At 35.7% G+C, this 20,016-nt stretch carries 39 protein-coding genes and 2 pseudogenes; all 41 read left to right on the top strand.

Features of this window, described 5'->3' with window-relative positions; translation table 11 throughout:
• Positions 1-57 precede the first annotated feature (57 nt).
• The 41 genes and pseudogenes from ACE5LO_RS00915 (at position 58) to ACE5LO_RS00715 (ending at position 19,999) form a co-directional block, all read left to right on the top strand.
• Positions 58-252, top strand: a complete 195-nt coding sequence (locus ACE5LO_RS00915) for a YopX family protein (protein ID WP_375518194.1) — start codon at positions 58-60, stop codon at positions 250-252.
• Positions 249-437 (top strand): hypothetical protein, encoded by a 189-nt coding sequence (locus ACE5LO_RS00910; protein ID WP_375518193.1) that lies wholly within the window; start codon positions 249-251, stop codon positions 435-437. The genes ACE5LO_RS00915 and ACE5LO_RS00910 overlap by 4 nt, the downstream gene beginning before the upstream one ends.
• Positions 434-712 carry a hypothetical protein gene (locus tag ACE5LO_RS00905; protein ID WP_375518192.1) on the top strand — a complete coding sequence of 93 codons (279 nt, stop codon included), beginning with the start codon at positions 434-436 and terminating at the stop codon, positions 710-712. Before ACE5LO_RS00910 ends, ACE5LO_RS00905 begins: the two co-directional genes overlap by 4 nt.
• Positions 702-1,220 carry a hypothetical protein gene (locus tag ACE5LO_RS00900; RefSeq protein WP_375518191.1) on the top strand — a complete coding sequence of 173 codons (519 nt, stop codon included), beginning with the start codon at positions 702-704 and terminating at the stop codon, positions 1,218-1,220. The genes ACE5LO_RS00905 and ACE5LO_RS00900 overlap by 11 nt, the downstream gene beginning before the upstream one ends.
• 292 nt (positions 1,221-1,512) lie before the next feature.
• Positions 1,513-1,770, top strand: a complete 258-nt coding sequence (locus ACE5LO_RS00895) for a hypothetical protein (protein ID WP_375518190.1) — start codon at positions 1,513-1,515, stop codon at positions 1,768-1,770.
• A gap of 29 nt (positions 1,771-1,799) precedes the next feature.
• Positions 1,800-1,976 (top strand): hypothetical protein, encoded by a 177-nt coding sequence (locus ACE5LO_RS00890; protein WP_375518189.1) that lies wholly within the window; start codon positions 1,800-1,802, stop codon positions 1,974-1,976.
• 2 nt (positions 1,977-1,978) lie between these two features.
• Positions 1,979-2,335 carry a hypothetical protein gene (locus ACE5LO_RS00885; RefSeq protein WP_375518188.1) on the top strand — a complete coding sequence of 119 codons (357 nt, stop codon included), beginning with the start codon at positions 1,979-1,981 and terminating at the stop codon, positions 2,333-2,335.
• A gap of 8 nt (positions 2,336-2,343) precedes the next feature.
• The gene (locus tag ACE5LO_RS00880; RefSeq protein WP_375518187.1) at positions 2,344-2,517 is read left to right on the top strand and encodes a hypothetical protein; all 174 of its coding nucleotides are present in this window, start codon (positions 2,344-2,346) and stop codon (positions 2,515-2,517) included.
• A gap of 29 nt (positions 2,518-2,546) precedes the next feature.
• Positions 2,547-2,756: a hypothetical protein gene (locus ACE5LO_RS00875; RefSeq protein ID WP_375518186.1), complete on the top strand. Its 210-nt coding sequence runs from the start codon at positions 2,547-2,549 to the stop codon at positions 2,754-2,756.
• Positions 2,757-2,797: 41 nt separating this feature from the next.
• Positions 2,798-3,343, top strand: coding sequence for an ATP-dependent Clp protease proteolytic subunit (locus tag ACE5LO_RS00870; RefSeq protein WP_375518185.1), 546 nt, complete (start codon positions 2,798-2,800; stop codon positions 3,341-3,343).
• Between the two features lie 99 nt (positions 3,344-3,442).
• Positions 3,443-4,237 carry a PD-(D/E)XK nuclease family protein gene (locus ACE5LO_RS00865; protein WP_375518184.1) on the top strand — a complete coding sequence of 265 codons (795 nt, stop codon included), beginning with the start codon at positions 3,443-3,445 and terminating at the stop codon, positions 4,235-4,237.
• Positions 4,238-4,279: 42 nt separating this feature from the next.
• Positions 4,280-4,516, top strand: coding sequence for a hypothetical protein (locus ACE5LO_RS00860; RefSeq protein ID WP_375518183.1), 237 nt, complete (start codon positions 4,280-4,282; stop codon positions 4,514-4,516).
• Between the two features lie 13 nt (positions 4,517-4,529).
• A complete protein-coding gene (locus ACE5LO_RS00855; protein ID WP_375518182.1) occupies positions 4,530-4,754 on the top strand; it encodes a hypothetical protein in 225 nt (74 codons plus the stop codon).
• A 54-nt stretch (positions 4,755-4,808) separates the two neighbouring features.
• Positions 4,809-5,246: a hypothetical protein gene (locus ACE5LO_RS00850; protein WP_375518181.1), complete on the top strand. Its 438-nt coding sequence runs from the start codon at positions 4,809-4,811 to the stop codon at positions 5,244-5,246.
• A 13-nt stretch (positions 5,247-5,259) separates the two neighbouring features.
• Positions 5,260-5,439 (top strand): hypothetical protein, encoded by a 180-nt coding sequence (locus ACE5LO_RS00845; RefSeq protein ID WP_375518180.1) that lies wholly within the window; start codon positions 5,260-5,262, stop codon positions 5,437-5,439.
• Between the two features lie 33 nt (positions 5,440-5,472).
• Positions 5,473-5,649 carry a hypothetical protein gene (locus tag ACE5LO_RS00840; protein WP_375518179.1) on the top strand — a complete coding sequence of 59 codons (177 nt, stop codon included), beginning with the start codon at positions 5,473-5,475 and terminating at the stop codon, positions 5,647-5,649.
• Positions 5,625-5,876 carry a hypothetical protein gene (locus ACE5LO_RS00835; protein ID WP_375518178.1) on the top strand — a complete coding sequence of 84 codons (252 nt, stop codon included), beginning with the start codon at positions 5,625-5,627 and terminating at the stop codon, positions 5,874-5,876. The genes ACE5LO_RS00840 and ACE5LO_RS00835 overlap by 25 nt, the downstream gene beginning before the upstream one ends.
• A 189-nt stretch (positions 5,877-6,065) precedes the next feature.
• Positions 6,066-6,419 carry a class Ib ribonucleoside-diphosphate reductase assembly flavoprotein NrdI gene (gene nrdI / locus ACE5LO_RS00830; protein WP_375518509.1) on the top strand — a complete coding sequence of 118 codons (354 nt, stop codon included), beginning with the start codon at positions 6,066-6,068 and terminating at the stop codon, positions 6,417-6,419.
• Positions 6,412-7,128: pseudogene (locus tag ACE5LO_RS00825) on the top strand (ribonucleotide reductase barrel domain-containing protein); the annotation flags it as partial. The gene nrdI and the pseudogene ACE5LO_RS00825, both read left to right, overlap by 8 nt.
• A gap of 204 nt (positions 7,129-7,332) precedes the next feature.
• Positions 7,333-8,112, top strand: a complete 780-nt coding sequence (locus ACE5LO_RS00820) for an HNH endonuclease (RefSeq protein ID WP_375518177.1) — start codon at positions 7,333-7,335, stop codon at positions 8,110-8,112.
• A gap of 101 nt (positions 8,113-8,213) precedes the next feature.
• A pseudogene (locus ACE5LO_RS00815) lies at positions 8,214-9,593 on the top strand (ribonucleoside-diphosphate reductase subunit alpha); the annotation flags it as partial.
• Positions 9,594-9,621: 28 nt separating this feature from the next.
• On the top strand, positions 9,622-10,596 hold the full coding sequence (gene nrdF, locus ACE5LO_RS00810; RefSeq protein ID WP_375518176.1) for a class 1b ribonucleoside-diphosphate reductase subunit beta: 975 nt from the start codon (positions 9,622-9,624) through the stop codon (positions 10,594-10,596).
• A gap of 27 nt (positions 10,597-10,623) precedes the next feature.
• Complete coding sequence (locus ACE5LO_RS00805; RefSeq protein WP_375518175.1) at positions 10,624-11,055, top strand: dUTP diphosphatase; 432 nt, start codon at positions 10,624-10,626, stop codon at positions 11,053-11,055.
• Positions 11,055-11,912, top strand: a complete 858-nt coding sequence (locus ACE5LO_RS00800; protein WP_375518174.1) for a hypothetical protein — start codon at positions 11,055-11,057, stop codon at positions 11,910-11,912. The genes ACE5LO_RS00805 and ACE5LO_RS00800 overlap by 1 nt, the downstream gene beginning before the upstream one ends.
• A 55-nt stretch (positions 11,913-11,967) precedes the next feature.
• Complete coding sequence (locus ACE5LO_RS00795; protein ID WP_375518173.1) at positions 11,968-12,774, top strand: thymidylate synthase; 807 nt, start codon at positions 11,968-11,970, stop codon at positions 12,772-12,774.
• Positions 12,771-13,256: a dihydrofolate reductase gene (locus ACE5LO_RS00790; protein WP_375518172.1), complete on the top strand. Its 486-nt coding sequence runs from the start codon at positions 12,771-12,773 to the stop codon at positions 13,254-13,256. The genes ACE5LO_RS00795 and ACE5LO_RS00790 overlap by 4 nt, the downstream gene beginning before the upstream one ends.
• A gap of 94 nt (positions 13,257-13,350) precedes the next feature.
• Positions 13,351-13,557 carry a hypothetical protein gene (locus ACE5LO_RS00785; RefSeq protein ID WP_375518171.1) on the top strand — a complete coding sequence of 69 codons (207 nt, stop codon included), beginning with the start codon at positions 13,351-13,353 and terminating at the stop codon, positions 13,555-13,557.
• Positions 13,541-13,936: a hypothetical protein gene (locus tag ACE5LO_RS00780; protein WP_375518170.1), complete on the top strand. Its 396-nt coding sequence runs from the start codon at positions 13,541-13,543 to the stop codon at positions 13,934-13,936. Before ACE5LO_RS00785 ends, ACE5LO_RS00780 begins: the two co-directional genes overlap by 17 nt.
• A gap of 269 nt (positions 13,937-14,205) precedes the next feature.
• Positions 14,206-14,418, top strand: a complete 213-nt coding sequence (locus ACE5LO_RS00775; protein WP_375518169.1) for a hypothetical protein — start codon at positions 14,206-14,208, stop codon at positions 14,416-14,418.
• 3 nt (positions 14,419-14,421) lie between these two features.
• Complete coding sequence (locus ACE5LO_RS00770) at positions 14,422-14,724, top strand: hypothetical protein (protein ID WP_375518168.1); 303 nt, start codon at positions 14,422-14,424, stop codon at positions 14,722-14,724.
• Positions 14,721-14,912 carry a hypothetical protein gene (locus tag ACE5LO_RS00765; protein ID WP_375518167.1) on the top strand — a complete coding sequence of 64 codons (192 nt, stop codon included), beginning with the start codon at positions 14,721-14,723 and terminating at the stop codon, positions 14,910-14,912. Before ACE5LO_RS00770 ends, ACE5LO_RS00765 begins: the two co-directional genes overlap by 4 nt.
• On the top strand, positions 14,905-15,255 hold the full coding sequence (locus ACE5LO_RS00760; protein ID WP_375518166.1) for a BC1872 family protein: 351 nt from the start codon (positions 14,905-14,907) through the stop codon (positions 15,253-15,255). Before ACE5LO_RS00765 ends, ACE5LO_RS00760 begins: the two co-directional genes overlap by 8 nt.
• 12 nt (positions 15,256-15,267) lie before the next feature.
• Positions 15,268-15,651, top strand: a complete 384-nt coding sequence (locus ACE5LO_RS00755) for a spore protein H (protein ID WP_375518165.1) — start codon at positions 15,268-15,270, stop codon at positions 15,649-15,651.
• A 43-nt stretch (positions 15,652-15,694) separates the two neighbouring features.
• A complete protein-coding gene (locus ACE5LO_RS00750; protein WP_375518164.1) occupies positions 15,695-15,952 on the top strand; it encodes a DUF7446 family protein in 258 nt (85 codons plus the stop codon).
• Between the two features lie 18 nt (positions 15,953-15,970).
• Positions 15,971-16,249 (top strand): hypothetical protein, encoded by a 279-nt coding sequence (locus ACE5LO_RS00745; protein WP_375518163.1) that lies wholly within the window; start codon positions 15,971-15,973, stop codon positions 16,247-16,249.
• Positions 16,250-16,252: 3 nt separating this feature from the next.
• Positions 16,253-16,654 (top strand): hypothetical protein, encoded by a 402-nt coding sequence (locus tag ACE5LO_RS00740; RefSeq protein ID WP_375518162.1) that lies wholly within the window; start codon positions 16,253-16,255, stop codon positions 16,652-16,654.
• Positions 16,655-16,867, top strand: coding sequence for a hypothetical protein (locus tag ACE5LO_RS00735; protein ID WP_375518161.1), 213 nt, complete (start codon positions 16,655-16,657; stop codon positions 16,865-16,867).
• 19 nt (positions 16,868-16,886) lie between these two features.
• Complete coding sequence (locus ACE5LO_RS00730; protein ID WP_375518160.1) at positions 16,887-17,189, top strand: hypothetical protein; 303 nt, start codon at positions 16,887-16,889, stop codon at positions 17,187-17,189.
• The gene (locus ACE5LO_RS00725; RefSeq protein ID WP_375518159.1) at positions 17,190-17,396 is read left to right on the top strand and encodes a hypothetical protein; all 207 of its coding nucleotides are present in this window, start codon (positions 17,190-17,192) and stop codon (positions 17,394-17,396) included.
• A 38-nt stretch (positions 17,397-17,434) separates the two neighbouring features.
• A complete protein-coding gene (locus ACE5LO_RS00720) occupies positions 17,435-18,262 on the top strand; it encodes a phosphoribosyltransferase family protein (RefSeq protein ID WP_375518158.1) in 828 nt (275 codons plus the stop codon).
• A complete protein-coding gene (locus ACE5LO_RS00715; protein ID WP_375518157.1) occupies positions 18,263-19,999 on the top strand; it encodes a nicotinate phosphoribosyltransferase in 1,737 nt (578 codons plus the stop codon). It begins immediately after the preceding gene.
• The last annotated feature ends 17 nt before the right edge of the window (positions 20,000-20,016 follow it).

Here is a 20,016-nt window from a genome sequence, read left to right as displayed (position 1 = left end):
CACACCCCGCCAGAGGTCTGAGGCTGCATATATGACCTTAAAGGAGGCTTCACAGTCATGAGAGAGATTAAATTTCGGGGCAAGCGCAAGGATAACGGTGAGGATGTAAAATACATCAGCATCTGTTTGGCAAACGGAACTTCGGTTGGCGTTGATCCAGAAACAGTGGGTCAATACACAGGCCTCAAGGACTCGAAACGGACGCAAGAGTTTCCAGAGGGCCAGGAAATCTATGAGGGGATATATGCATGAGAGAAGAAATGCTGTTCCCGCTACATGGCACAAGCTCAGGCGTTGTGAAATATATTGACGGTTCATACCTGCTTGAAGATTTGGACGGGAAAGACGGTGACTATCTATTCAGCGAATCGGCTGAAATTAAGGTAGTAGGAAATGTATGGAATAATCCAGAATTGGTTGGAGGTACAAGGGCATGAGTAACGGATTTAAGTATGAAAACGAAACAAAGGTGAAAATGAAGCATGATTTGCATGTAGGCGGCATGGATTATGAAACAGGTGAGGGGTATGAAACATTTATTCCCGAAGGCGCGATAGGTGAAATTGATTCATGCGGACGTGATTCACATTATGGATACCGTGAAATGTTTGATGTGGTATTCAGATTCAACGGAGAAGAAGCGACAGTCACATTTCTCCTTGAAGATTTAGAAGATTGGTGCACGTTGGAAAGGGTTGATAATGGTGAATGAACGTATTGAAGAGATCAAAAAGGATGCGGATGAATTTTGGATAAAAGCAGATAATGCCAGAGGGCAAGAGGCCCATCTAAGTAGTCAAGTGTTTACGCTGTGCGACTACATCTCTTATCTGCTCAAGGATCTAGAAGAGGCACAAAAGCAACTAACGGAGACAAGAGAGTATTTTTCAATCAAACAAAATCAAGTATGGGTGCTAAGTAAGAAGCTTGAAGAGGCACGACAGCAGTCAGCCAAGTGGAGCAAGGCTTTTGACAATGCAGATCGTCAATATCTCAAGATGGAGCATAAGGCAGCGCAATTACGGCGGCGACTTATCGGTAAAACCGAAGAGTTGGCAGAGAAGGAAGCAGCTCTAAAGGAAATACTCAAAATGATTAATTACCTTGCTCACAAGCCTATTGGTGTTTTTGGTGAAGGATTTGGATGGCATGAACACTGTAGGTGGATAAAACAAGACTTGCAGGCATTACACGAAAGATTTGAAGCATTAGGGGAATAACCCTCTATCACAATACAAGGAGTGTTCCAGGGATGAAGCGACACCCGAACGAAGTTAAACAAAAATGCCAGCGCGAAGAATGCAGCCGTGAAAGATATGAACTTATACAATCGCCAATACCAGATGATGCGAGGTTTGTATGTGGTAACTGCTGGAATTATCTACTACGTAAACGGCAACGTCAATTGATGTCCCGACTACAATTGGAGTCCGGGGAATAACCCTCCCCATATACAACAACCCACTATATCACGGACATGCTCGATATGGTGGGAATAAGGAGCGAATGAGAATGAATAAACAGACTGTTGTAACGGATATGCAGCAAGCCAGAGTAATCATCAATGCCGTGGGGGAGCCGCATCAAAGTTATGTGGTGGACAAGCTAAGAAGTTTAACTTGGAACCCAGGGGAGACTGAGTATGAGTGTGATGCTCAGAGGGTTATTGCAAATATGGAAAAAGAGTATGTGCTCGCTGTAGCTAACGTGCTATGGATCGAAAAATATGAGCAGATACCAGATTATATCAAAGCATATGCGATGGATTAACCCATATACCCGGAAAGGAAACCTTATACATGGGTATGAAAGGAGTAAAAGAGAATATGAAGGAACGCATGTATGTGATTGTTGGCGAAGTTGAAAAATGCTATGGATGTAACGGCAGAGGATATACGGAATCAGAAAATCATCCGGAATGTCCGATGTGTAGCGGTGCTGAATATGTGAAGAAAGATAAGGACGGGGAGGTATGATCATGTCTGAAATACTGGATAAAGGGAAATTGATAGATGCTGGTAAAATGCTGGATTGGATAGATGATATTACTAAAGGAGTTCTGCCGATGGGTGCACACGGATTCGGAATAAAACAAGGTTTAAATAAATTAAAATTAAAAATTGAATCGGGTTACTTTAATCCTGACCCTACACTAGATGTACCAGAAGTAAATCCGGGAGACACATTCAATTATACGGGATGGCAATTTCCCTTCCTTGACGGTAGTAAGATTGATCACTTACGGATTCATACATTCGGGATATATGCAGTGGTAATTTACGAGTGCGAAAACTACACTATACCAATTTATCATTGTAAACCTATTCGGAATTAATAAAGTCTATGAAATGGATGTTTTATAGGGAGGCGAACAATATAACGATAGAAGAAAGACTCCACATTGCAACTTCTGCTCTTTTAAGGATTATAGAATATGATGGGGAAGATTTTGAGGATGATTATTTTGGAATGAAGGAAATAGCACAAGAAGCATTTAACAAAATTATAAACAAATAAAACTAAGTACTTATAGGGAGATATAATAAATGGATATGAATGCTTTTATTCAGGAGACTAAACTACGGGATGAGTATATAGAAAAATTCAAATGTTGTGCTTATTTAGACACTGACGGATTACCAAATTTGTATGTTGAGAGAATCTGGAATATCATTGATGAGTTAGATGATAAAATGAAAAATAGACTTTTGTTCTGGTTTGCAACACAACATCTCACTCTGATTAATGCAAGGTAGCCAACGAAGTTTGATTTTTATCAGAATAAGGGAGACAGTGAATGAACGAAAATAAAACACTAAGCAGGACTATTTATTTGAACCTAGAAATTAATAAAGAATCAGCGGGCAAGATCATTAAAGAGATTTGTGACATTAATGAAGAAGATGATAAGAAAGAGTCAGAACTAAAAGAGTACACTAGAACACCAATTAAACTTATCATGAATAGTTATGGCGGCGTTTGTTATGATGGACTTGCAATTTGTGCCGCAATCGATTCAAGTAAAACACCCGTGCATACATATGTTTATGGATACGCAATGTCTATGGGTCTTCTAATTTCATCTTTTGGGAAGAAACGATGTGCTCATGAGTTGGCAACCTTCATGTATCATAGTGTTTCAAGTTGGGCCGAAGGAAAAGTTGAAACAATGCGGGAAGATGTCAATGAAGCATTGAGATTACGTGATCTTTATACCAAACATCTATTGCAACGAACCAAAATTCCAAAAGAAAGAATTGAAGAAGTACAGAACTATAAGCAAGACTGGTTTATCACCGCAGAGGAAGCGTTGGAACTAGGAATAATTGATGAAATTATATAAAATAAATATTTACAATAAAATATTATTGTGATATATTAAATGAGGGAGGTGAAAAATGGTTTAGTGATTAATAGACAACTTCATAAGGATGGTGACATATTGCAAGATGAAATAATTTATAGTTGGTCTCGATTAAATACATATCATATGGCAACAGAAGGCGAAGGATGTTTTCACTTGTTCAATGAGCAATACAACCATGATAATCGCGGTGAGAATAATTACTTTGCTGAATACGGATTGCTAGTACATGAAACGATTGAGAAACTACATAATAATGAACTGTTGGCTTGGGACCTTGAAGATGAATTAAGAAATGGACTTAAGAATTTTACGTATTCCGTACCGTTCGCAAAGATGAGAGCTTCATACGAGAATTCACTGTTCAAGTTCTTTGATGAGTTTGACGAAGTATTTAAGGATTATGATGTAAAACAAGCAGAAGAATTAAAACTGTTTGAAATCGACGGTATCAAGCTCAAGGGTTTCCCGGATTTATATGCTCAACATAAAGAATACGGAATGATCATTGGAGATTATAAAACAAGTCGGGTTTATAATGCTAAAAAAATGAAACATAATATTCAACAACTTTACCTTTATTCAATTCCTTTTTATAATGAATATGGTTATTGGCCTGATGCACTTGTATACATATTCCCAAGGGAAAAAGATAATCGTGAACGGGTAATCAAGTTTGATATGAAGGAATTAGAGCGCACAAAGCAATGGGTAAAAGATACAGTTGCAAAAATCGAGTCACACGGATCTGAGTGGAATCCTCTTTGTTCTGTAGTGGACGGCAAGAAAGAGTTTTTTCCTTGCCAATTGTGTAATCTTAGAAACACATGCGAATACCGTTATTCATATCATAATAGTTTAACAACTGTTTAAATAAAATAAAAATATATAATACATATTAAAGGAGAAATGAACATGTTTTATAACGTAGCAATGACTCAAGAAGGTAAGCAAATGGTATTGTCAAGCGAAGAAAAAACTAAACATTATGCACAGAATGATATCGCAGAGTTGGCTGAGCTTCGCGGCTTGATTATTGATTTTGATCAGACTAGACCAGTTGTCGGTAAAGGTAAACAAGGAAGCACGATTACTAAGGCGTTTAAAGAGCGTAAAAAGCTTCGTGCAGCCGGTAAACGAACTGATTACTGAGGGGGAAGATAGTATGGTTGAAAAATATGATGGCGAAACTCGGAAATTCCACAGATTCGAAATGTATCGAGCTGAAGACGTTGCTCAAAATGGATTGAATGCTGATATTAAAACAGCCGAAGCTGCAGAGTTACCTTCGCCGGAAATTCTAGGAGAAATGGCTAAGAAACACGGGTACGACACATTTGAGGTAACTGTAGTCACAGAAAAACTATCTCGTTATGTTGTTACAGATTAGAAAATAAAATTATGATTTTATAGGGTGGAAACCTATCGCTAAAGGAGAATGTAAATGAATAATATTGCATATAAAGCAAAGCACGATGCTAAATTTATTTTGTCAGAACTTCAATATAATAGAAAAAAAGGAGAATTTAAAAACTATAAAATACTTGCTGATACTTTATTGATTGTGATTAATCTTTTCGAAAAAAATGTAAAAAGAGAGAAGCACCTTGTAAATGATGGATTTGTGACGGGGAATGTTCAATTCCATACTTTAGATAATCTATTCTTTATAAATGAATTGGTTGATGGTTTGGAGTATGAAATCAAAGAGATAGAAAAAGAATCGAATGAAGCATTGGTATCAAGAAGATCGCCAAGTGAGTACAGGGATTGGATGATGTCTTACGAAAAACTAAATTCAATTAAAGTAATCCTTGAAGGGGATTCAGAAAAATCTAAAAAAAATATCGATCTATTAAAAATCAATAAAACGGATAATTAATTGGGGGAATTAAGTGGATTGGACTATCATTTTAAAATGTTTCTTAATCTTTTTAATAGCTGGAGATATGCTTAATTATGTCAATGCTAAGTTCAAAAATGAAGATGCTGGGAAGGCTGGTATCGGTCTTGTCATTGGTCTCGTTTTAGGAATAATTTTCAGAATGACGGCACTTTATTACATTTGGGTGTAAATAATAACCAATTTTTCATAGGAGGGTTATGAGATGTTTAACAGCAATACAGCAGAACAAATCATCGATCATATTACTGAAAGGATTGATACTCTCAATGGTGTAAACAAAGAAGTTTCCCGTAGACTTGGACACAAAGATGAAACGGTCAATGCTAAGACTCATGAACTCGAAGATATTCGTTCTTGGATCACAGCAAACTTCTTTTAATACATATGGCAAGAACAGTATGGGAGTTAACAGACGTATTAGTTGAATGTTTCTCAAATGTTGTTGGTACTGAAGATGAAAAATTGCTGCATGACGATAAGTATGTAACTAAAACATTGAAACAACATTTGGGAAGCAAGGAATTTAAAGAGTTTGACGCAATGAATGAATCCGAATGGGAAGATGCTTGGTTTAAGTTTGAAGTGAAGACTAATTTAAGGAGGTGAATCATTTATCAAGATTTTCATTAAGTTAGGATCTATATGCTATGCCCTCAATGCAGTAATGATTTTATGCGGATATCCCGTAGATGAAGTAATGGCTTTTTTTGGATTTTTAGGATTAGCATATTATATGTGGATATCAACAAAAAAAATTTGATAAAAGAGAAATTTCATTGGAGAGAAGGGAATAAATTGCTTGTAGTATATGATTCTCTTACGGGCAATATCCAGCGTTTTGTGAATAAATTAGATTTCAAAAAAGTAAAAATACATAATAACTTATTGATTGATGATCCATTTGTATTAATTACCTATACAATTGGATTTGGAGAAGTCCCTGAGAATGTTCGGGACTTTCTTCTTTCCAATCACAAACATTTAAAAGGTGTTGCTGCAAGTGGAAATAGAAATTGGGGAGCATATTTTTGTAAAGCAGCCGATTTACTATCAGCACAATACAACGTACCTGTGATTCATAAATTTGAATTATCAGGAACTAAAAAAGATATAGACATATTTACTCAGGAGGTAAACAACATTGTCTAATGTACCTAATTGGATTAAATTGAACAATGAGATTATGGTTCAAAAAGATGGGCAGTTTCAATTTGATAAGGATAAGGAAGCAGCAAAAAGTTATTTTATTGATTACGTAAACCAAAATACAGTCTTCTTCCATAATCTGAAAGAGAAGATTGATTATTTAGTTGAAAACGACTATTACGAAGAAGAGTTTCTAAATAAATATACACATGAGCAGAAGAAAGAAATTTTCAATATCGCGTATGATGAGAAGTTTAGGTTCCCATCTTATATGAGCGCCTTTAAATTTTATAATGATTATGCTCTTAAAACGAATGACAAGAAAAAGATTCTAGAGCGTTATGAAGATCGTATATCCATTGTAGCTCTTTATTTGGCAAATGGTGACTTTGAAAAGGCTAAGAAGTTGGTAAAATCACTTATCAATCAAGAACTACAACCCTCTACTCCAACATTCTTGAATGCTGGACGTAAACGGAGAGGAGAGTTGGTAAGCTGCTTTCTGATGGAAGTGGGCGATTCGCTCAATGACATTTCCAAAGCCGTAGATATGTCCATGCAATTGTCTAAGTTGGGTGGAGGTGTTTCACTAAATCTTAGCAAGATTAGAGCTAAAGGTGAGGCAATTAAGGGTGTTGAGAATGCCACAAAAGGTGTAGTAGGGGTAATGAAACTTTTGGATAATGCTTTCCGTTACGCGGATCAGATGGGTTAAGTAAAAATGGCTCATATAAAATGCGGTCAATTGACGGGGAAACCCTTAGAGACATCTGCACCAACCTGTAATGGTAACATATACGGAGGCGTAACTAATCACTACGGTATGGTAAAAGACAGGTGTATTGGGCAATCCGCAGCCAAGAATCCAAATCGCCAGTTGGATTAAGGTCCAGAGACTAAGATTGTTGCCAAGTAATTGACAGCAACGAACCGCATACTCTCCAAGGATCACAGAAAGGAATTTATTATAGGTAGACCGGCAGCAAAAATAATATATAAAAATTGTGAAGTCTGTCAGAGTAGTTTTGAGACTAAAGATACTACAAGTGGACGTAAGAAGAAATGTTGTAGTCAATATTGTGCCTCAAGACTTCCCCATTTAATGTCAGCAATAAAAGTGTATGTTTGCGATGTTTGTCATCAAGAGTTCGAAGCTCCTAGTTCATCTAAATTAGAAACAAAAAATAAATACTGTTCAGAAATTTGTAGAAAACAAAGAGTTGTAGCATATTGTAAGGTATGTAATAGCGAATACAGAACTGACAGAAAAGGAACTAAGTACTGTAGCGATAATTGTAGACATGAGGGCAACAAGAGGAAGTTAGTTGATTTGATTTGTTCTTGCTGTGGTAAGGAGTTTCAGCGACCATCATTTACAGTCAGAGAAGGAAATATCTTATGCAGCACTAAATGTAGAAACTTATTTTTTGAAAGATTAAATCCTAGAAATAGTATGAGATACGGCGGCAGATCGTGGGAAAAGATACGGAAAGAAGTTATGATTAGAGACAGCTATAAGTGTAGATCGTGCCATGAATGGTATGATGGGAAGAATAAAATGCATGTACATCACATAGTTGAATTAGAAGAGTTTGATAACTTAGAAGAAGCGAATAATATACATAATTTAGCGTTAGTATATTGGAGATGTCATAAAAAAATTCATTCTGGCGAGATTGAAAATATAAAAAATTAATTGTGATATTGGAGAGTAAAGATATAGTCCGTACTTATGTGAAAGCATAAGAAGTAGGCAGAAATGACCTACTCCGTTCGTACTGAACGAGTAACAAAATGCAGAGGCAAGGATCTGGTTCGGCGTACCTGAATGTTTTTCATGCAGATATTAATGACTTTCTTGATACCAAAAAAATCTCAGCAGATGAAGATGTTCGAGTAAAAACTCTTTCAATTGGAGTAGTCATTCCTGATAAATTTATTGAACTTGCCAAGGAAGATAAAGATGTGTATGTATTCTATCCATATACTGTGTTTAAGGAATACGGTATTTATCTTGATGATATGGATATGAACGAAATGTACGACAAAATGGTTGATAACCCTAAAGTAAGGAAAGATAAAATCAATCCTCGTAAATTACTTGAACAGATGGCAATGTTACGGTTTGAATCTGGATATCCTTACATTATGTTTGAGGGAAATGTGAATGCATCACATGCTTTAAACGACATTGGCAAGGTGAAATTTAGTAATTTATGTTCGGAGGTACTAGAATTAACTGAGGTTTCTAGTTACGGGGATTATGACGAAGAAGATACACTCGGTTTGGATGTTTCTTGCAACCTCAGCTCCCTGAATATTGTAAATGTAATGGAGAATAGATCCATTGCTGAAACAACAAAAATAGCCATTGATGCCCTCACATTAGTATCGGAAAAAACCAGCATTCAAAATGCTCCTTCAGTTAGAAAAGCAAATGACCTCATGGCTTCTGTAGGACTTGGTGCAATGAATCTTCATGGATTCTTAGCAAAAAATAAGATTTCATATGAGAGTGAGCAAGCAAGAGATTTTGCAAATACATTCTTTATGATGATTAATTATTATTCAATTGAAAGATCGATGGAATTGGCTAAGGAAACCGGCAAGAAGTTTTATCGATTTGAAGATAGTGATTATGCTTCTGGGGTTTATTTTGACAAATACCTAAATAATGATTTTTCTCCCAAGTTTGAAAAAGTCAAAACACTATTTGATGGAATGTATATTCCTACTCCTCAAGATTGGAAAAATCTTAAGCAGAATGTAATGAAATATGGATTGCGTAATTCTTATAGACTTGCGATTGCTCCAACTGGCTCCATTTCTTATGTGCAATCATCTACTGCATCTGTAATGCCTATAATGGAAAGAATTGAAGAGCGAACATATGGCAACTCTAAGACTTATTACCCTATGCCTTACCTATCACCTGAAACTTGGTTCTTTTATAAAGAAGCTTATGACATGGATATGTTTAGAGTAGTGGACATGATTGCTACAATTCAACAGCATGTTGATCAAGGTATTAGTTTTACTTTGTTCATGAAAGATACTCATACAACACGAGACTTAAACAGAATTGATCTTTATGCTCATCATAAAGGAATAAAGACTCTCTACTATGCAAGGACAAAAGATACTTCTCGTGAAGAGTGCCTATCTTGCACAGTTTAAAACAAATCAGTACGAAGGGAATAATGAAATGAATAAAGTTTTTGATGCGGCAAACTGGTCAACTCAGGATGATTCTTTTACACAAATGTTTTATAACCAAAACACAAGACAGTTTTGGTTACCCGAGGAAATATCCTTGAATGGGGACCTTTTAACTTGGAAGTCAATGAGCAATGAAGAGAAAAATACATACAAGAAAGCTTTAGCAGGCCTTACGCTATTGGATACAGAACAGGGCAATACAGGAATGCCGGTCATTGCAGGGCAAGTAAAAGGTCATCAGCGAAAAGCGGTACTCAATTTTATGGCCATGATGGAAAACGCCGTACATGCAAAATCCTATTCGAATATTTTTATTACTCTATGTTCCATGGAAGAAATCAGACATTTGTTCGAGTGGGTTAAATCTAATAGATATTTGCAAAAGAAAGCGGAGTTAATTGTAGATTTGTATGACGAAGTTAGAGATAGCAATGATATTTCTTTGTATAAAGCGATGACTGCTTCTGTCTTTTTGGAAAGTTTTCTTTTTTATAGTGGATTTTATTACCCTCTTTTGTGTTATGGTCAGGGAAGAATGATGCAAAGCGGAGAACTGATAAACCTTATAATCAGGGATGAAGCAATCCATGGTGTTTATGTTGGGCTTCTGGCACAAGAGATTTATAATAAGCAGTCTGAAGAAGTAAAAAAAGGACTTAAAGAATTTGTGATTGAATTGCTCAATGATCTGTATGAAAACGAATTGAGATATACAGAAGAATTGTATGACGATATTGGTTTAACTCATGATGTTAAAAAATTCATTCGTTATAATGGTAATAAGGCTCTGCAGAATCTTGGATTTGATCCATATTTTGAGGATGAGGAAGTCAACCCTGTGGTAATCAATGGACTCGATACTAAAACAAAATCACACGATTTCTTTTCTATGAAAGGACAGTCATATCAGAAGGCTAAGGTAGAAGCAATTAAAGACGAAGATTTTATTTTTGAAGAATAAAATTACCGAAGGAGAACTAATATACATATGACACTTGAGATTAAAGTAAAATATTTTTCTGATATTGAAAAAATTCAAAAGATTAACAAAGGTGATTGGATAGATCTACGGTCTGCAATCGATTATGTGGGTAGTGCTGGAGAATATAAAATGATTCCTCTTGGGGTTGGTATGAAATTGCCCGATGGATATGAAGCGAATGTTGTGCCGCGTAGTAGCACATTTAAAACATGGGGGATTTTGCAGACAAATCATTTTGGAGTAATTGACAACTCATACTCTGGAAACGATGATCAATGGCACATGCCAGTGTATTTTACTCGTGACACTGTTATTAAAAAGAATGACCGTATATGCCAATTTAGAATCACTGAAATCCAACCAGAGGTTAAATTTACAGAAGTAGATCGGTTGGATGAAGTTAGTCGGGGCGGTTTTGGGAGTACGGGGATTTCTTAATGCCAAAGTTTCAAGATTTAACAAATAGACAGTTCAATAGATGGACTGTTTTAGAACGCGACAGAAGTAAAACAAAGGGTACATATTGGTTGTGTCAGTGTAATTGTGAAAATAAAACGATTAAAAGTGTCATAGCATCGGATTTGAAAAATGGAAAGAATATGAGTTGTGGATGTTTACATAAAGAGATTCACACCAGACATGGTATGGCAAATTCAAGACTATATAAAACCTTTATTGACATGAAAAGCAGATGCCTAAACAGTATTCATAAAAGTTTCCACAATTATGGCGGAAGAGGAGTAAAAGTATGTAATGAATGGCTAGATCATAACCATGGTTTTAATAATTTTTATAATTGGGCAATAAGAAACGGATATGAAGATAATCTTTCGATTGACCGGATTGATGTTAATGGAAATTACGAACCGTCTAACTGCCGTTGGGTTACAATGCAGATTCAGCAAAATAATAAAAGAAATAGTAGGTATATTTGCATTAATGACGTTATGAAAACAGCGTCACAATGGGAAAAAGAATTCGGGTTAACAGTGGGATGTGTAACTAGAAGGTTGAAGAAAGGTTGGAAAGAAGATGATTTACTTATACCTACCTCAAACTTGAACCGCAGTAAAAACACTAAATCTGGAATTAGAGGTATCAGCTCATCAAAAAATGGGAAGTGGCAAGTTAGATATTATGAATCGGTAGTTGGCAAGCCAATAAACATCGGAGAATACCGCTCATTAGATGACGCGAAATTTGCTCAAGATTATTTTGGATTACATAAAGTCAAATTAAAAGAAGAGGAAGTAAGGCGTCAACTTAAACTCGGCGCCGCAAGATTTAACAACTAAAACTAATGAGGAGATGGTTAATCCGTCTCCTTTATTCTTAATTTGTGGAGGATATATGAATCAAGTAGACAAAAAATATTTAGAGATTTGCCAATATATTTTAGACAATGGTGTAAGAAAGGACGATAGAACCGGCACAGGAACAATTTCAATATTTGGAGCTGATATGAGAATAAATTTAAATGAAGGGTTCCCTTTGTTGACCACAAAACGAATTCATTTGAAGTCAATCATTCATGAACTTCTTTGGTTTTTGTCTGGATCAACCAACATTAAATATCTCAAGGATAATGGTGTGCGTATCTGGGATGAATGGGCTGATGAAAATGGTGATCTAGGCCCTGTTTATGGTTCTCAATGGCGTACATGGAAGACTCCCGATGGAAGAATAATAGACCAAATTAAGAATGTAGTTGAACAAATTAAAACTAATCCCGATTCTCGTCGTCATGTTGTGTCAGCATGGAACGTTGGGGAAATAGAGAAAATGAAATTACCGCCATGCCATTATAATTTTCAATTCTATTTAGCAAACAATAAACTATCTTGTAAATTTACAATGAGATCGACCGATGTGTTCTTAGGTCTACCCTTCAACATTGCAAGTTACGCTCTCCTCACTATGATGGTTGCTCAGGTATGTGAGTTTGAACTTGGAGATCTTATTTATTCTGGTGGGGATGTACATATTTACACGAATCATATCGAACAGGTGAGACTGCAACTCACAAGAGAACCCAGAGAACTCCCCAAAATGATTCTTAATCCAAACATAAAAGACATTTTTGATTTCAAATATGAAGATTTCACTTTAAAAGGATATGATCCACATCCGACAATTAAAGGAGTGGTTGCCGTTTGAAAGGATTGAGTCTAATTGTCGCAATGGACAGAAATGGCTTGATAGGAGAAGGAAATACTCTTCCTTGGCACATTCCTGAAGATTTGACTTTCTTCCGCGAAACTACACTAAACAGTAATGTTATTATGGGACGAAGTACATACGAGTCTATTGGTAAAGCATTACCTAATCGGAATAACATTGTTCTAACGACTCAACTTGACTACTATGCTCCAGAATGTGCAGTAGCCACCAATCCTGATGATGTTCTTGATTTAGTTGCCAGTTCAGATTGCAAATCATTTGTAATTGGTGGAGCACAGGTTTACAAGTTATTTATACCTTATGCAAACAGTTTGTATATTACTCATATTGATGGAGAGTTTGAAGGAGATACTTATTTTCCAAGCACCAGTTATGAAGAGTGGATAGTTGAAAATATAGAGATCGTCAAAGCAGCAGAATACAATTTGATCATAAAAAAATACATAAGAAATATATAAAATAAATACTTGAAATAAAATGTTAAAATGATATAATGGCCTTAAGACATAATAAACCAGTCTTCAAGGTCATTATTGTTTAGGAGGGATAAGAATGATTAAAGAACTAAGGGAAAATTTTAAAGAACTAGCCATTTCCGATCATGCAGTAAAACGAGCAAAGGAAAGATTTCAAAGAAAAGATAAACAAGATGCCTTGCATTACTGTAAATCACTTCTAGGAGATATAAAATGGATTAAGTATATGGGTGAAACTGTATGTGATCATGGAAAGAGAGCACAGTATGTATACAATCGGTAATACAGTTATCCATATATCGATGGATTTCAAAGAAATTGTTACGATCTATAAAGTTGAGAAGAAAGCATACATAGCAGAAACGAAACCAGAAAATCCACTTTATTATAAATTGAAAAAACTATATGAGAATGAAATGAAGCGTTATGATAGAGAGGAAAAGAAGTATTCTAAAAAAATAGAGTCGTTGAGAGTAGATCTTGATTTCGAAATCGCTGCTCTAAAAAGGAGAATGTTTAGAACGCGTTCGCAGGCTGTGAAATTGGCATGTGAAGCAAGAATTAAAGCAATCGATGAATACTTTTCAGAAATAGAGCAGTCACTTAAGCATGTTCAAGGAAATAAACGAAAAGTAGCAAAAGCAATGGTTTCACTTGTATAAAACCCTTGATACATAAGGACTTTTTGAAGGTAATTAGCCAATGAAATTCATATTTTATTGTATATAAAATAAAATAAATTAATAAAACTGAATGGTGATAAAAAATGAGCGAAAGAGGATCAAAATCAAACTGGATATGTCCAGAGTGTTCAGAAACGAAGAAATTAGACATAGGTGTTTATTTAGGCGCAGATTATCACGAAGTTGATTGTGATGAATGCGATGGGAAAATGGAGTGGGCTGGATACCACAGAGAAGGGGAGAGATAAATGATTCAATGGACGAAATATGATCCAAAGAACCCATATGATTTAGAGGAAAAAGACTATCTGATTCTTTTACAGAAAGGATTATCTGGAACAATAAAATTTGTAATGTACAATGCATTTGAAAATGTGTTCGAAGTTGATACGGAATTCGGAGTAGAGAAGTTACGGGAATACGTAAAATATTATGCTGAAATCAATTTGCCGGAGGTATAAGGAATGAATAGAACGGTTGGAAAAGAAATCGATGCATGGTCAAAAGGTATTAACAACATGTTTGATAGACAAAAGGAGATCGACGAAAAACTAAGTCCAAGCAGATTGGAAATGAAATGTGTTGCTGATTATGCAAGATCAATTGACCAAAAGGTTCAACTTATGAATAATGCATCGCAGATGGCTCATGATAGAATTATTGATTTTGAATCGGCACAAAAAATTATTGATATGCAAAAGAAAAGTATTAAGCGAGACATCAAATATCTACAAGGCTTACTTGAGGATGAGGCGGCAGAGGAATGAATAGAGAAGAACAGTGGTTCAAAGATATCAAGTCGTTTGAGTGGGAGGAACTGGATAACAAAACTCTTCACATCAAGGCGGGTGAATCCGAAGGTTATTTGATTGTAGTTGGTTACGATGAATCCACCAAGGATATATTTGTGCTTCATGAAGAGAACGGAAGAAGGGATTTGGTTCGGAATGAATAGAGAAGAAGTAATACAGCGATGGGACAGTATGACACTGAGGGAACGGGATGCGTGGATAGGAGATGTTGTTATGAAAATAACGCCTGAGTTTGATAAAGGTTTAAACCTTGATGGTTGGAAGGTTGGGCCGCAGACGTGGTCATTATCAATTCCTTGCTACACAAAAGAAATTTCAGCAGCATGGGAAGTGTTTATTAACTTTGATACGCCTTCTGTGAAGAAAAACTTTGATGTTGATGATGAAGATTATTACTTATGCAAAATAGGCGGAATTGTAGAATTTGGTAAAACAGCACCAGAAGCTATATGTAAAGCAGCCCTATTGGCTGTACTAGACATATAGGAGGAATGAAGCGTGATTGTTCGGATTAAGTTTAACGACGATCTAACAATGATGTTCGGTGACTCATACAAACCATGGCGCATACAGTTCGACGAATATTGCTGGAACTACAAAAAGGTGTTAGGAGAGATTGAAGAAATTTCGATTTGCTCGGATAAATGGATAAGTTGGGGTGGATTGAAATGGTGCACAGGGGAGAACTTTCAGCATCAACTAAACCGCGAAGGCTGTCAAAGCCAAGATGAGAACAATCCGAATGCTCGACAGTACAGCGAAATGAAGTTCGCCTTTGATTCTATTGTTGCTCGAACGGCTCTACGCATTCTAGAAGACGCTAGAAACGGGCGCACTGATAACCGTTTACTGTTGAAAGGAATCCTTCCGAAAGGTACTTAACGAAGTGGAGGACGTATAATGTCTATAAGGAGAGGATAAACATATGACAGGAGTTAAATGGAACAATTATGTGGTTGTAACAACTTTATTAGGGAACCAAATAGTGATTGGGAAAGTGGATAAAGGCGGAATGTCATTTTCGGATAAAAGCGAAAATAGAACAAATCAAGTGATTACAGCAGTAAAACAACATATGGAGAGAGAATTCGCCGCTATGACACAAGAAGACCCAGAAATAACAAATTTAATATTTACGTTTAACAATGGGAGTAAATTAACATACACGCCACCAAGTGAATGATAAGGAGGAGATAAATACATGAGTATGCAGACATCTGCAACAACTAAAAATGTCGGGAAAGAAGTACAAAGCTTAGTGGATAGTGGATATGAAGAAATATTGGCGCAAACCAACGGAAATAGGTGGATAATCACAGCAGATAAGCGAAAATTTTGGGGATGGCTTGTTACTCCGACTGAAATGGAAGCGATTGAGGAACAAGTGCCTAAACTGGAACGATTAGCTGAAAAGTATCCTGATGTATCTGAGTCACTTAGGTATCTACTACGTGCAATAGAAGGGGATAGGGAGGTCTAAACCATGTCAAAGCTAACCGAGATACAAGAGACACTAAAAGAGATTCCAGAAAATGTAGACAATTTAATTGAGTTTTGGTCAGGAATTAAGGATGGAGAAGTTAAAAACGATATACTGGCTTATCTGAAATGGGTTAAAACTTTACAAGCGGTAGTAGAAGATCAGGCTAAGGAGATAAATCAATGGTCAGAATTTTATGATAAATCTGTTGCCATAATCGAACGAAATATTAAAAATATTCAATCATTAATAAAAGAATACTCAAATTTATTGAGGGTAATAGAGGAAAAGAATAAGGCACTTGAATGGGTGAAGAAACAATTTGAGGAAGAATGGACATATGAAATGGGCATTGGTGAAGTAGTGGATGAAATCATTCAACGTTTAGAGGGGAGGAGTAAATAATTGAAAAATGGAACTAAAGTTATGACAAATGATGATTATTATAATAAATATGGACGCAGAATATTTGGTGTTGTTGAGAGTGAAATTGATTCAGATAATGAGACTGTAACATGTATTCAAGTAATGAACCAACAAGGAAGGGTTATTCCTGAGCATCAAGAAAAGCTTGTAATCATGATGATTGATGATTTGGAAATAGTATATAAAAAATAAAAAATAAAAGAATAGTTTTGTGGAAAAAGGAGGCGGATATACGATAATGCCAGTTGTAGGCGACAGAATAAAGATTGTTCTTAAACAACCTTATACAAAGACAGAAATTAAGGAGTTTGGTTGTCACCCTGATATTGATGGTAAAAAAGGAACGGTTATAAACATTGAGGAGTACTGGAAAAAAGTAAAGTTATACAAAATTAAACTTGATGAGATAATGCAACCTCATGAACTACATAAATACACGGAGTTTAATGAACCTTTTGATATATACAAAGAAACGTCAGAATCAATTGAGTTGATTTATGAGAGGAGAGTATAAATGAAAACAAATCCCCAATTGATTAGCGAGTGGATTTCAGAGCAAATTGAACTTGGGAAAACAGACGATGAATTAAACAATAGAGTTTTTTATGATGGTTCTGACGTTTACACAATTAAAAAAAGTAACAGAAAGGGAATATTCGATCTTCGCTGTACAATTGGTGGTGCTATTTCCCTGAAGGATCTTCGGGATGTACATCAGTAATAAAAATATACTTTCATGAGAAAAAGGAGAATAAAAAATTGATAAAATTAAATAATGAAAAAATTGAATTCACAAACTTTCCTAACGGAGAGACAAAACTAATCGAGAGTAGTTTGAAAGTGTTAACAAACAACATCATCCAATTTAAGTACGAAGGAGATGACGATTTAATTAAATTGATGTTTGTAAAGAAGTATTTAGAATCGATACATATAAAAGAAATAAAACTAGCAATCATGTATATGCCTTACAGTAGAATGGACAGAAGCGAAAATGGTTCAGCATTCACCTTAAAATATGTATCTGAATTTATCAACAGTTTGAACTTTGAGGAGGTGATGCTAATTGAACCACATTCAGATGTCTCAGTTGCCTTATTAAATAATGCTAAGGCTAACTACATCAATTTTGACTTACTTCCCCGTGTCCTAAAGAAGGTCAACTTTGATTATGAGCATGATTATATTATGTTCCCGGATGCAGGAGCCAGCAAACGATACGGTAAGATGAAAATCAAGAATGTAATCGTTGGCAACAAAGTAAGAAATTTTGAGACAGGAGATATTAAAGAATTAGAACTGCATGGTAATTTTGAAACCGGTGGTAAAAAAGTTGTTATTGTAGATGACTTATCTTCATACGGGGGAACATTTGTAAAAAGCGCAGAAGCTCTAAGAAGAAGGGGGATTGAGGAAGTTTATCTCTTAGTCGCTCATGCGGAGAACAGTGTCTTTAAAGGTAAGTTATTTGATCACATTGACCATCTATTCACAACCGACAGTATTATGTCAGAAGAAAATCACTGGGAAAATGTAAAATATAAAAATAAAATTACAATTATTAATATTGAAAAGGTGGTAATTTAAATGAAAAACACTATTTATCCAGCATCGTTATTGTGTGATTTTTACAAGGTATCACATAAAAAACAATATCCTGAGAAAACAGAAGTGATTTATTCGACTTTTACACCAAGAAGCAATAAATATTTCCCTGAAGCTGATCAAGTTGTTGTATTTGGAATTCAAGGCTTTATTAAGAAATATCTTATTGATTATTTCAATGCCCATTTCTTCAGTCGCTCAAAAGAAGATGTTCGCAACGAATACGTAAGATATATTAAATACACTCTTGGAGAACAAAAACCAGATGCTTCGCATATTGAAAATTTGCATGATTTAGGCTACTTGCCAATTAAAATTAAAGCCTTAAAAGAGGGAAGTAAAGCTCCTATCAAAACTCCTGTTTTAACAATGGAGAATACGCATCCAGATTTTTTTTGGCTTACTAACTATCTAGAAACTCTAGTGTCTGCGGAGATTTGGCAACCTATGACTTCTGCGACTACGGCGTATCAATACCGTAAACTCCTTAATAAATATGCTTTGAAAACAACGGGGAGTACAGAAGGAGTAGAATTTCAAGGACACGATTTTTCAGCAAGAGGCATGGTGGGCTTGGATGGTGGAGCAGTAAGTGGAGCCGGTCATCTTCTTTCTTTCACAGGGACGGATACTATTCCAGCAATTGCCTACCAAGAGGCATATTATAATGCCAATATTGAAGATGAACTGGTGGGAGCTAGTATTTCAGCCACTGAGCACAGTGTAATGTGTGCTGGTACTGATGCAGATACTCGTGATGAGTACCAAATGTTTAAAAGGCTTATTACCGAAGTATACCCGAATGGATTCTTCAGCGTAGTTTCTGACACTTATGATTTCTGGGCAGTAATTGGAGATGTTTTGCCGCGATTGAAAAAAGAAATTATGAACCGTGATGGAAGAGTTGTAATTAGGCCTGATTCTGGTGATCCTGTAGAAATTATTTGCGGATTAGAGATCAAAGACTATAACCGAGATAAGTATGCGACAGACTTAGAATATTGTATTGAAGATATGAGAGAAGCCCTTGTTGATACTGTGCGAGAGGAGACTCCTCATGGAGAACATGGCGAATGTGATGCAGAGGGGATATTTAAATACAAAAATAAATATTACAAAATTATTGTTGATATCGATTGGGACAGATACGATAAACAATATTATTTTATTGAAGATAGTAGAGTCGCATTGTATAAAGAAATTATTCCAACAGCAGAACAACTAGGACTCATTGAATCACTGTGGGACATTTTTGGTGGCACTATTTCTGATCAAGGTTATAAGATACTGGACTCTCACATTGGTGCTATCTATGGAGATTCCATAACTTTGGAGAGAGCACACCAAATTGTTGACCGACTTGAGAAAAAAGGGTTTGCTAGCACAAATATTGTACTTGGCATTGGAAGTTACACTTACCAATATAATACGAGAGATACTCTTGGATTTGCAATGAAAGCAACGTATGCAGTAATCGACGGCAAAGAAAAAATGCTATTCAAAGATCCTAAGACAGACGATGGAACAAAAAGAAGCCAGCGCGGACTTGTAGCGGTAATTAAGGAGAATGGTAATTTGAAACTTGTGGATGGAATAGACAAAAAGACATATTATTCAAATTTTATTAATGATGATCAACTTGAGGAAGTGTTTGTAAATGGAGAATTAACTAGAGATCAGTCACTAGCGGAAATCAGAAAGATTTTAGAGATACAATAAAATAAAAAATAAAATTT

Origin of the sequence: Paenibacillus medicaginis, from assembly GCF_042138635.1 — a bacterium.
Lineage (GTDB): Bacteria > Bacillota > Bacilli > Paenibacillales > Paenibacillaceae > Paenibacillus > Paenibacillus medicaginis.
Note: the sequence above shows the minus strand (reverse complement) of the source record. Positions and strands in the feature narration are given on the sequence as shown.

Bases quoted from the DNA above. Each gene is read 5' to 3' on its own strand.
- ACE5LO_RS00915 (WP_375518194.1), top strand. From the start codon at position 58: ATGAGAGAGATTAAATTTCGGGGCAAGCGCAAGGATAACGGTGAGGAT.
- ACE5LO_RS00910 (WP_375518193.1), top strand. From the start codon at position 249: ATGAGAGAAGAAATGCTGTTCCCGCTACATGGCACAAGCTCAGGCGTT.
- ACE5LO_RS00905 (WP_375518192.1), top strand. From the start codon at position 434: ATGAGTAACGGATTTAAGTATGAAAACGAAACAAAGGTGAAAATGAAG.
- ACE5LO_RS00900 (WP_375518191.1), top strand. From the start codon at position 702: ATGGTGAATGAACGTATTGAAGAGATCAAAAAGGATGCGGATGAATTT.
- ACE5LO_RS00895 (WP_375518190.1), top strand. From the start codon at position 1,513: ATGAATAAACAGACTGTTGTAACGGATATGCAGCAAGCCAGAGTAATC.
- ACE5LO_RS00890 (WP_375518189.1), top strand. From the start codon at position 1,800: ATGGGTATGAAAGGAGTAAAAGAGAATATGAAGGAACGCATGTATGTG.
- ACE5LO_RS00885 (WP_375518188.1), top strand. From the start codon at position 1,979: ATGTCTGAAATACTGGATAAAGGGAAATTGATAGATGCTGGTAAAATG.
- ACE5LO_RS00880 (WP_375518187.1), top strand. From the start codon at position 2,344: ATGAAATGGATGTTTTATAGGGAGGCGAACAATATAACGATAGAAGAA.
- ACE5LO_RS00875 (WP_375518186.1), top strand. From the start codon at position 2,547: ATGGATATGAATGCTTTTATTCAGGAGACTAAACTACGGGATGAGTAT.
- ACE5LO_RS00870 (WP_375518185.1), top strand. From the start codon at position 2,798: ATGAACGAAAATAAAACACTAAGCAGGACTATTTATTTGAACCTAGAA.
- ACE5LO_RS00860 (WP_375518183.1), top strand. From the start codon at position 4,280: ATGTTTTATAACGTAGCAATGACTCAAGAAGGTAAGCAAATGGTATTG.
- ACE5LO_RS00855 (WP_375518182.1), top strand. From the start codon at position 4,530: ATGGTTGAAAAATATGATGGCGAAACTCGGAAATTCCACAGATTCGAA.
- ACE5LO_RS00850 (WP_375518181.1), top strand. From the start codon at position 4,809: ATGAATAATATTGCATATAAAGCAAAGCACGATGCTAAATTTATTTTG.
- ACE5LO_RS00840 (WP_375518179.1), top strand. From the start codon at position 5,473: ATGTTTAACAGCAATACAGCAGAACAAATCATCGATCATATTACTGAA.
- nrdF (WP_375518176.1), top strand. From the start codon at position 9,622: ATGAATAAAGTTTTTGATGCGGCAAACTGGTCAACTCAGGATGATTCT.
- ACE5LO_RS00805 (WP_375518175.1), top strand. From the start codon at position 10,624: ATGACACTTGAGATTAAAGTAAAATATTTTTCTGATATTGAAAAAATT.
- ACE5LO_RS00800 (WP_375518174.1), top strand. From the start codon at position 11,055: ATGCCAAAGTTTCAAGATTTAACAAATAGACAGTTCAATAGATGGACT.
- ACE5LO_RS00795 (WP_375518173.1), top strand. From the start codon at position 11,968: ATGAATCAAGTAGACAAAAAATATTTAGAGATTTGCCAATATATTTTA.
- ACE5LO_RS00785 (WP_375518171.1), top strand. From the start codon at position 13,351: ATGATTAAAGAACTAAGGGAAAATTTTAAAGAACTAGCCATTTCCGAT.
- ACE5LO_RS00780 (WP_375518170.1), top strand. From the start codon at position 13,541: ATGTATACAATCGGTAATACAGTTATCCATATATCGATGGATTTCAAA.
- ACE5LO_RS00775 (WP_375518169.1), top strand. From the start codon at position 14,206: ATGATTCAATGGACGAAATATGATCCAAAGAACCCATATGATTTAGAG.
- ACE5LO_RS00770 (WP_375518168.1), top strand. From the start codon at position 14,422: ATGAATAGAACGGTTGGAAAAGAAATCGATGCATGGTCAAAAGGTATT.
- ACE5LO_RS00765 (WP_375518167.1), top strand. From the start codon at position 14,721: ATGAATAGAGAAGAACAGTGGTTCAAAGATATCAAGTCGTTTGAGTGG.
- ACE5LO_RS00760 (WP_375518166.1), top strand. From the start codon at position 14,905: ATGAATAGAGAAGAAGTAATACAGCGATGGGACAGTATGACACTGAGG.
- ACE5LO_RS00750 (WP_375518164.1), top strand. From the start codon at position 15,695: ATGACAGGAGTTAAATGGAACAATTATGTGGTTGTAACAACTTTATTA.
- ACE5LO_RS00745 (WP_375518163.1), top strand. From the start codon at position 15,971: ATGAGTATGCAGACATCTGCAACAACTAAAAATGTCGGGAAAGAAGTA.
- ACE5LO_RS00740 (WP_375518162.1), top strand. From the start codon at position 16,253: ATGTCAAAGCTAACCGAGATACAAGAGACACTAAAAGAGATTCCAGAA.
- ACE5LO_RS00725 (WP_375518159.1), top strand. From the start codon at position 17,190: ATGAAAACAAATCCCCAATTGATTAGCGAGTGGATTTCAGAGCAAATT.
- ACE5LO_RS00715 (WP_375518157.1), top strand. From the start codon at position 18,263: ATGAAAAACACTATTTATCCAGCATCGTTATTGTGTGATTTTTACAAG.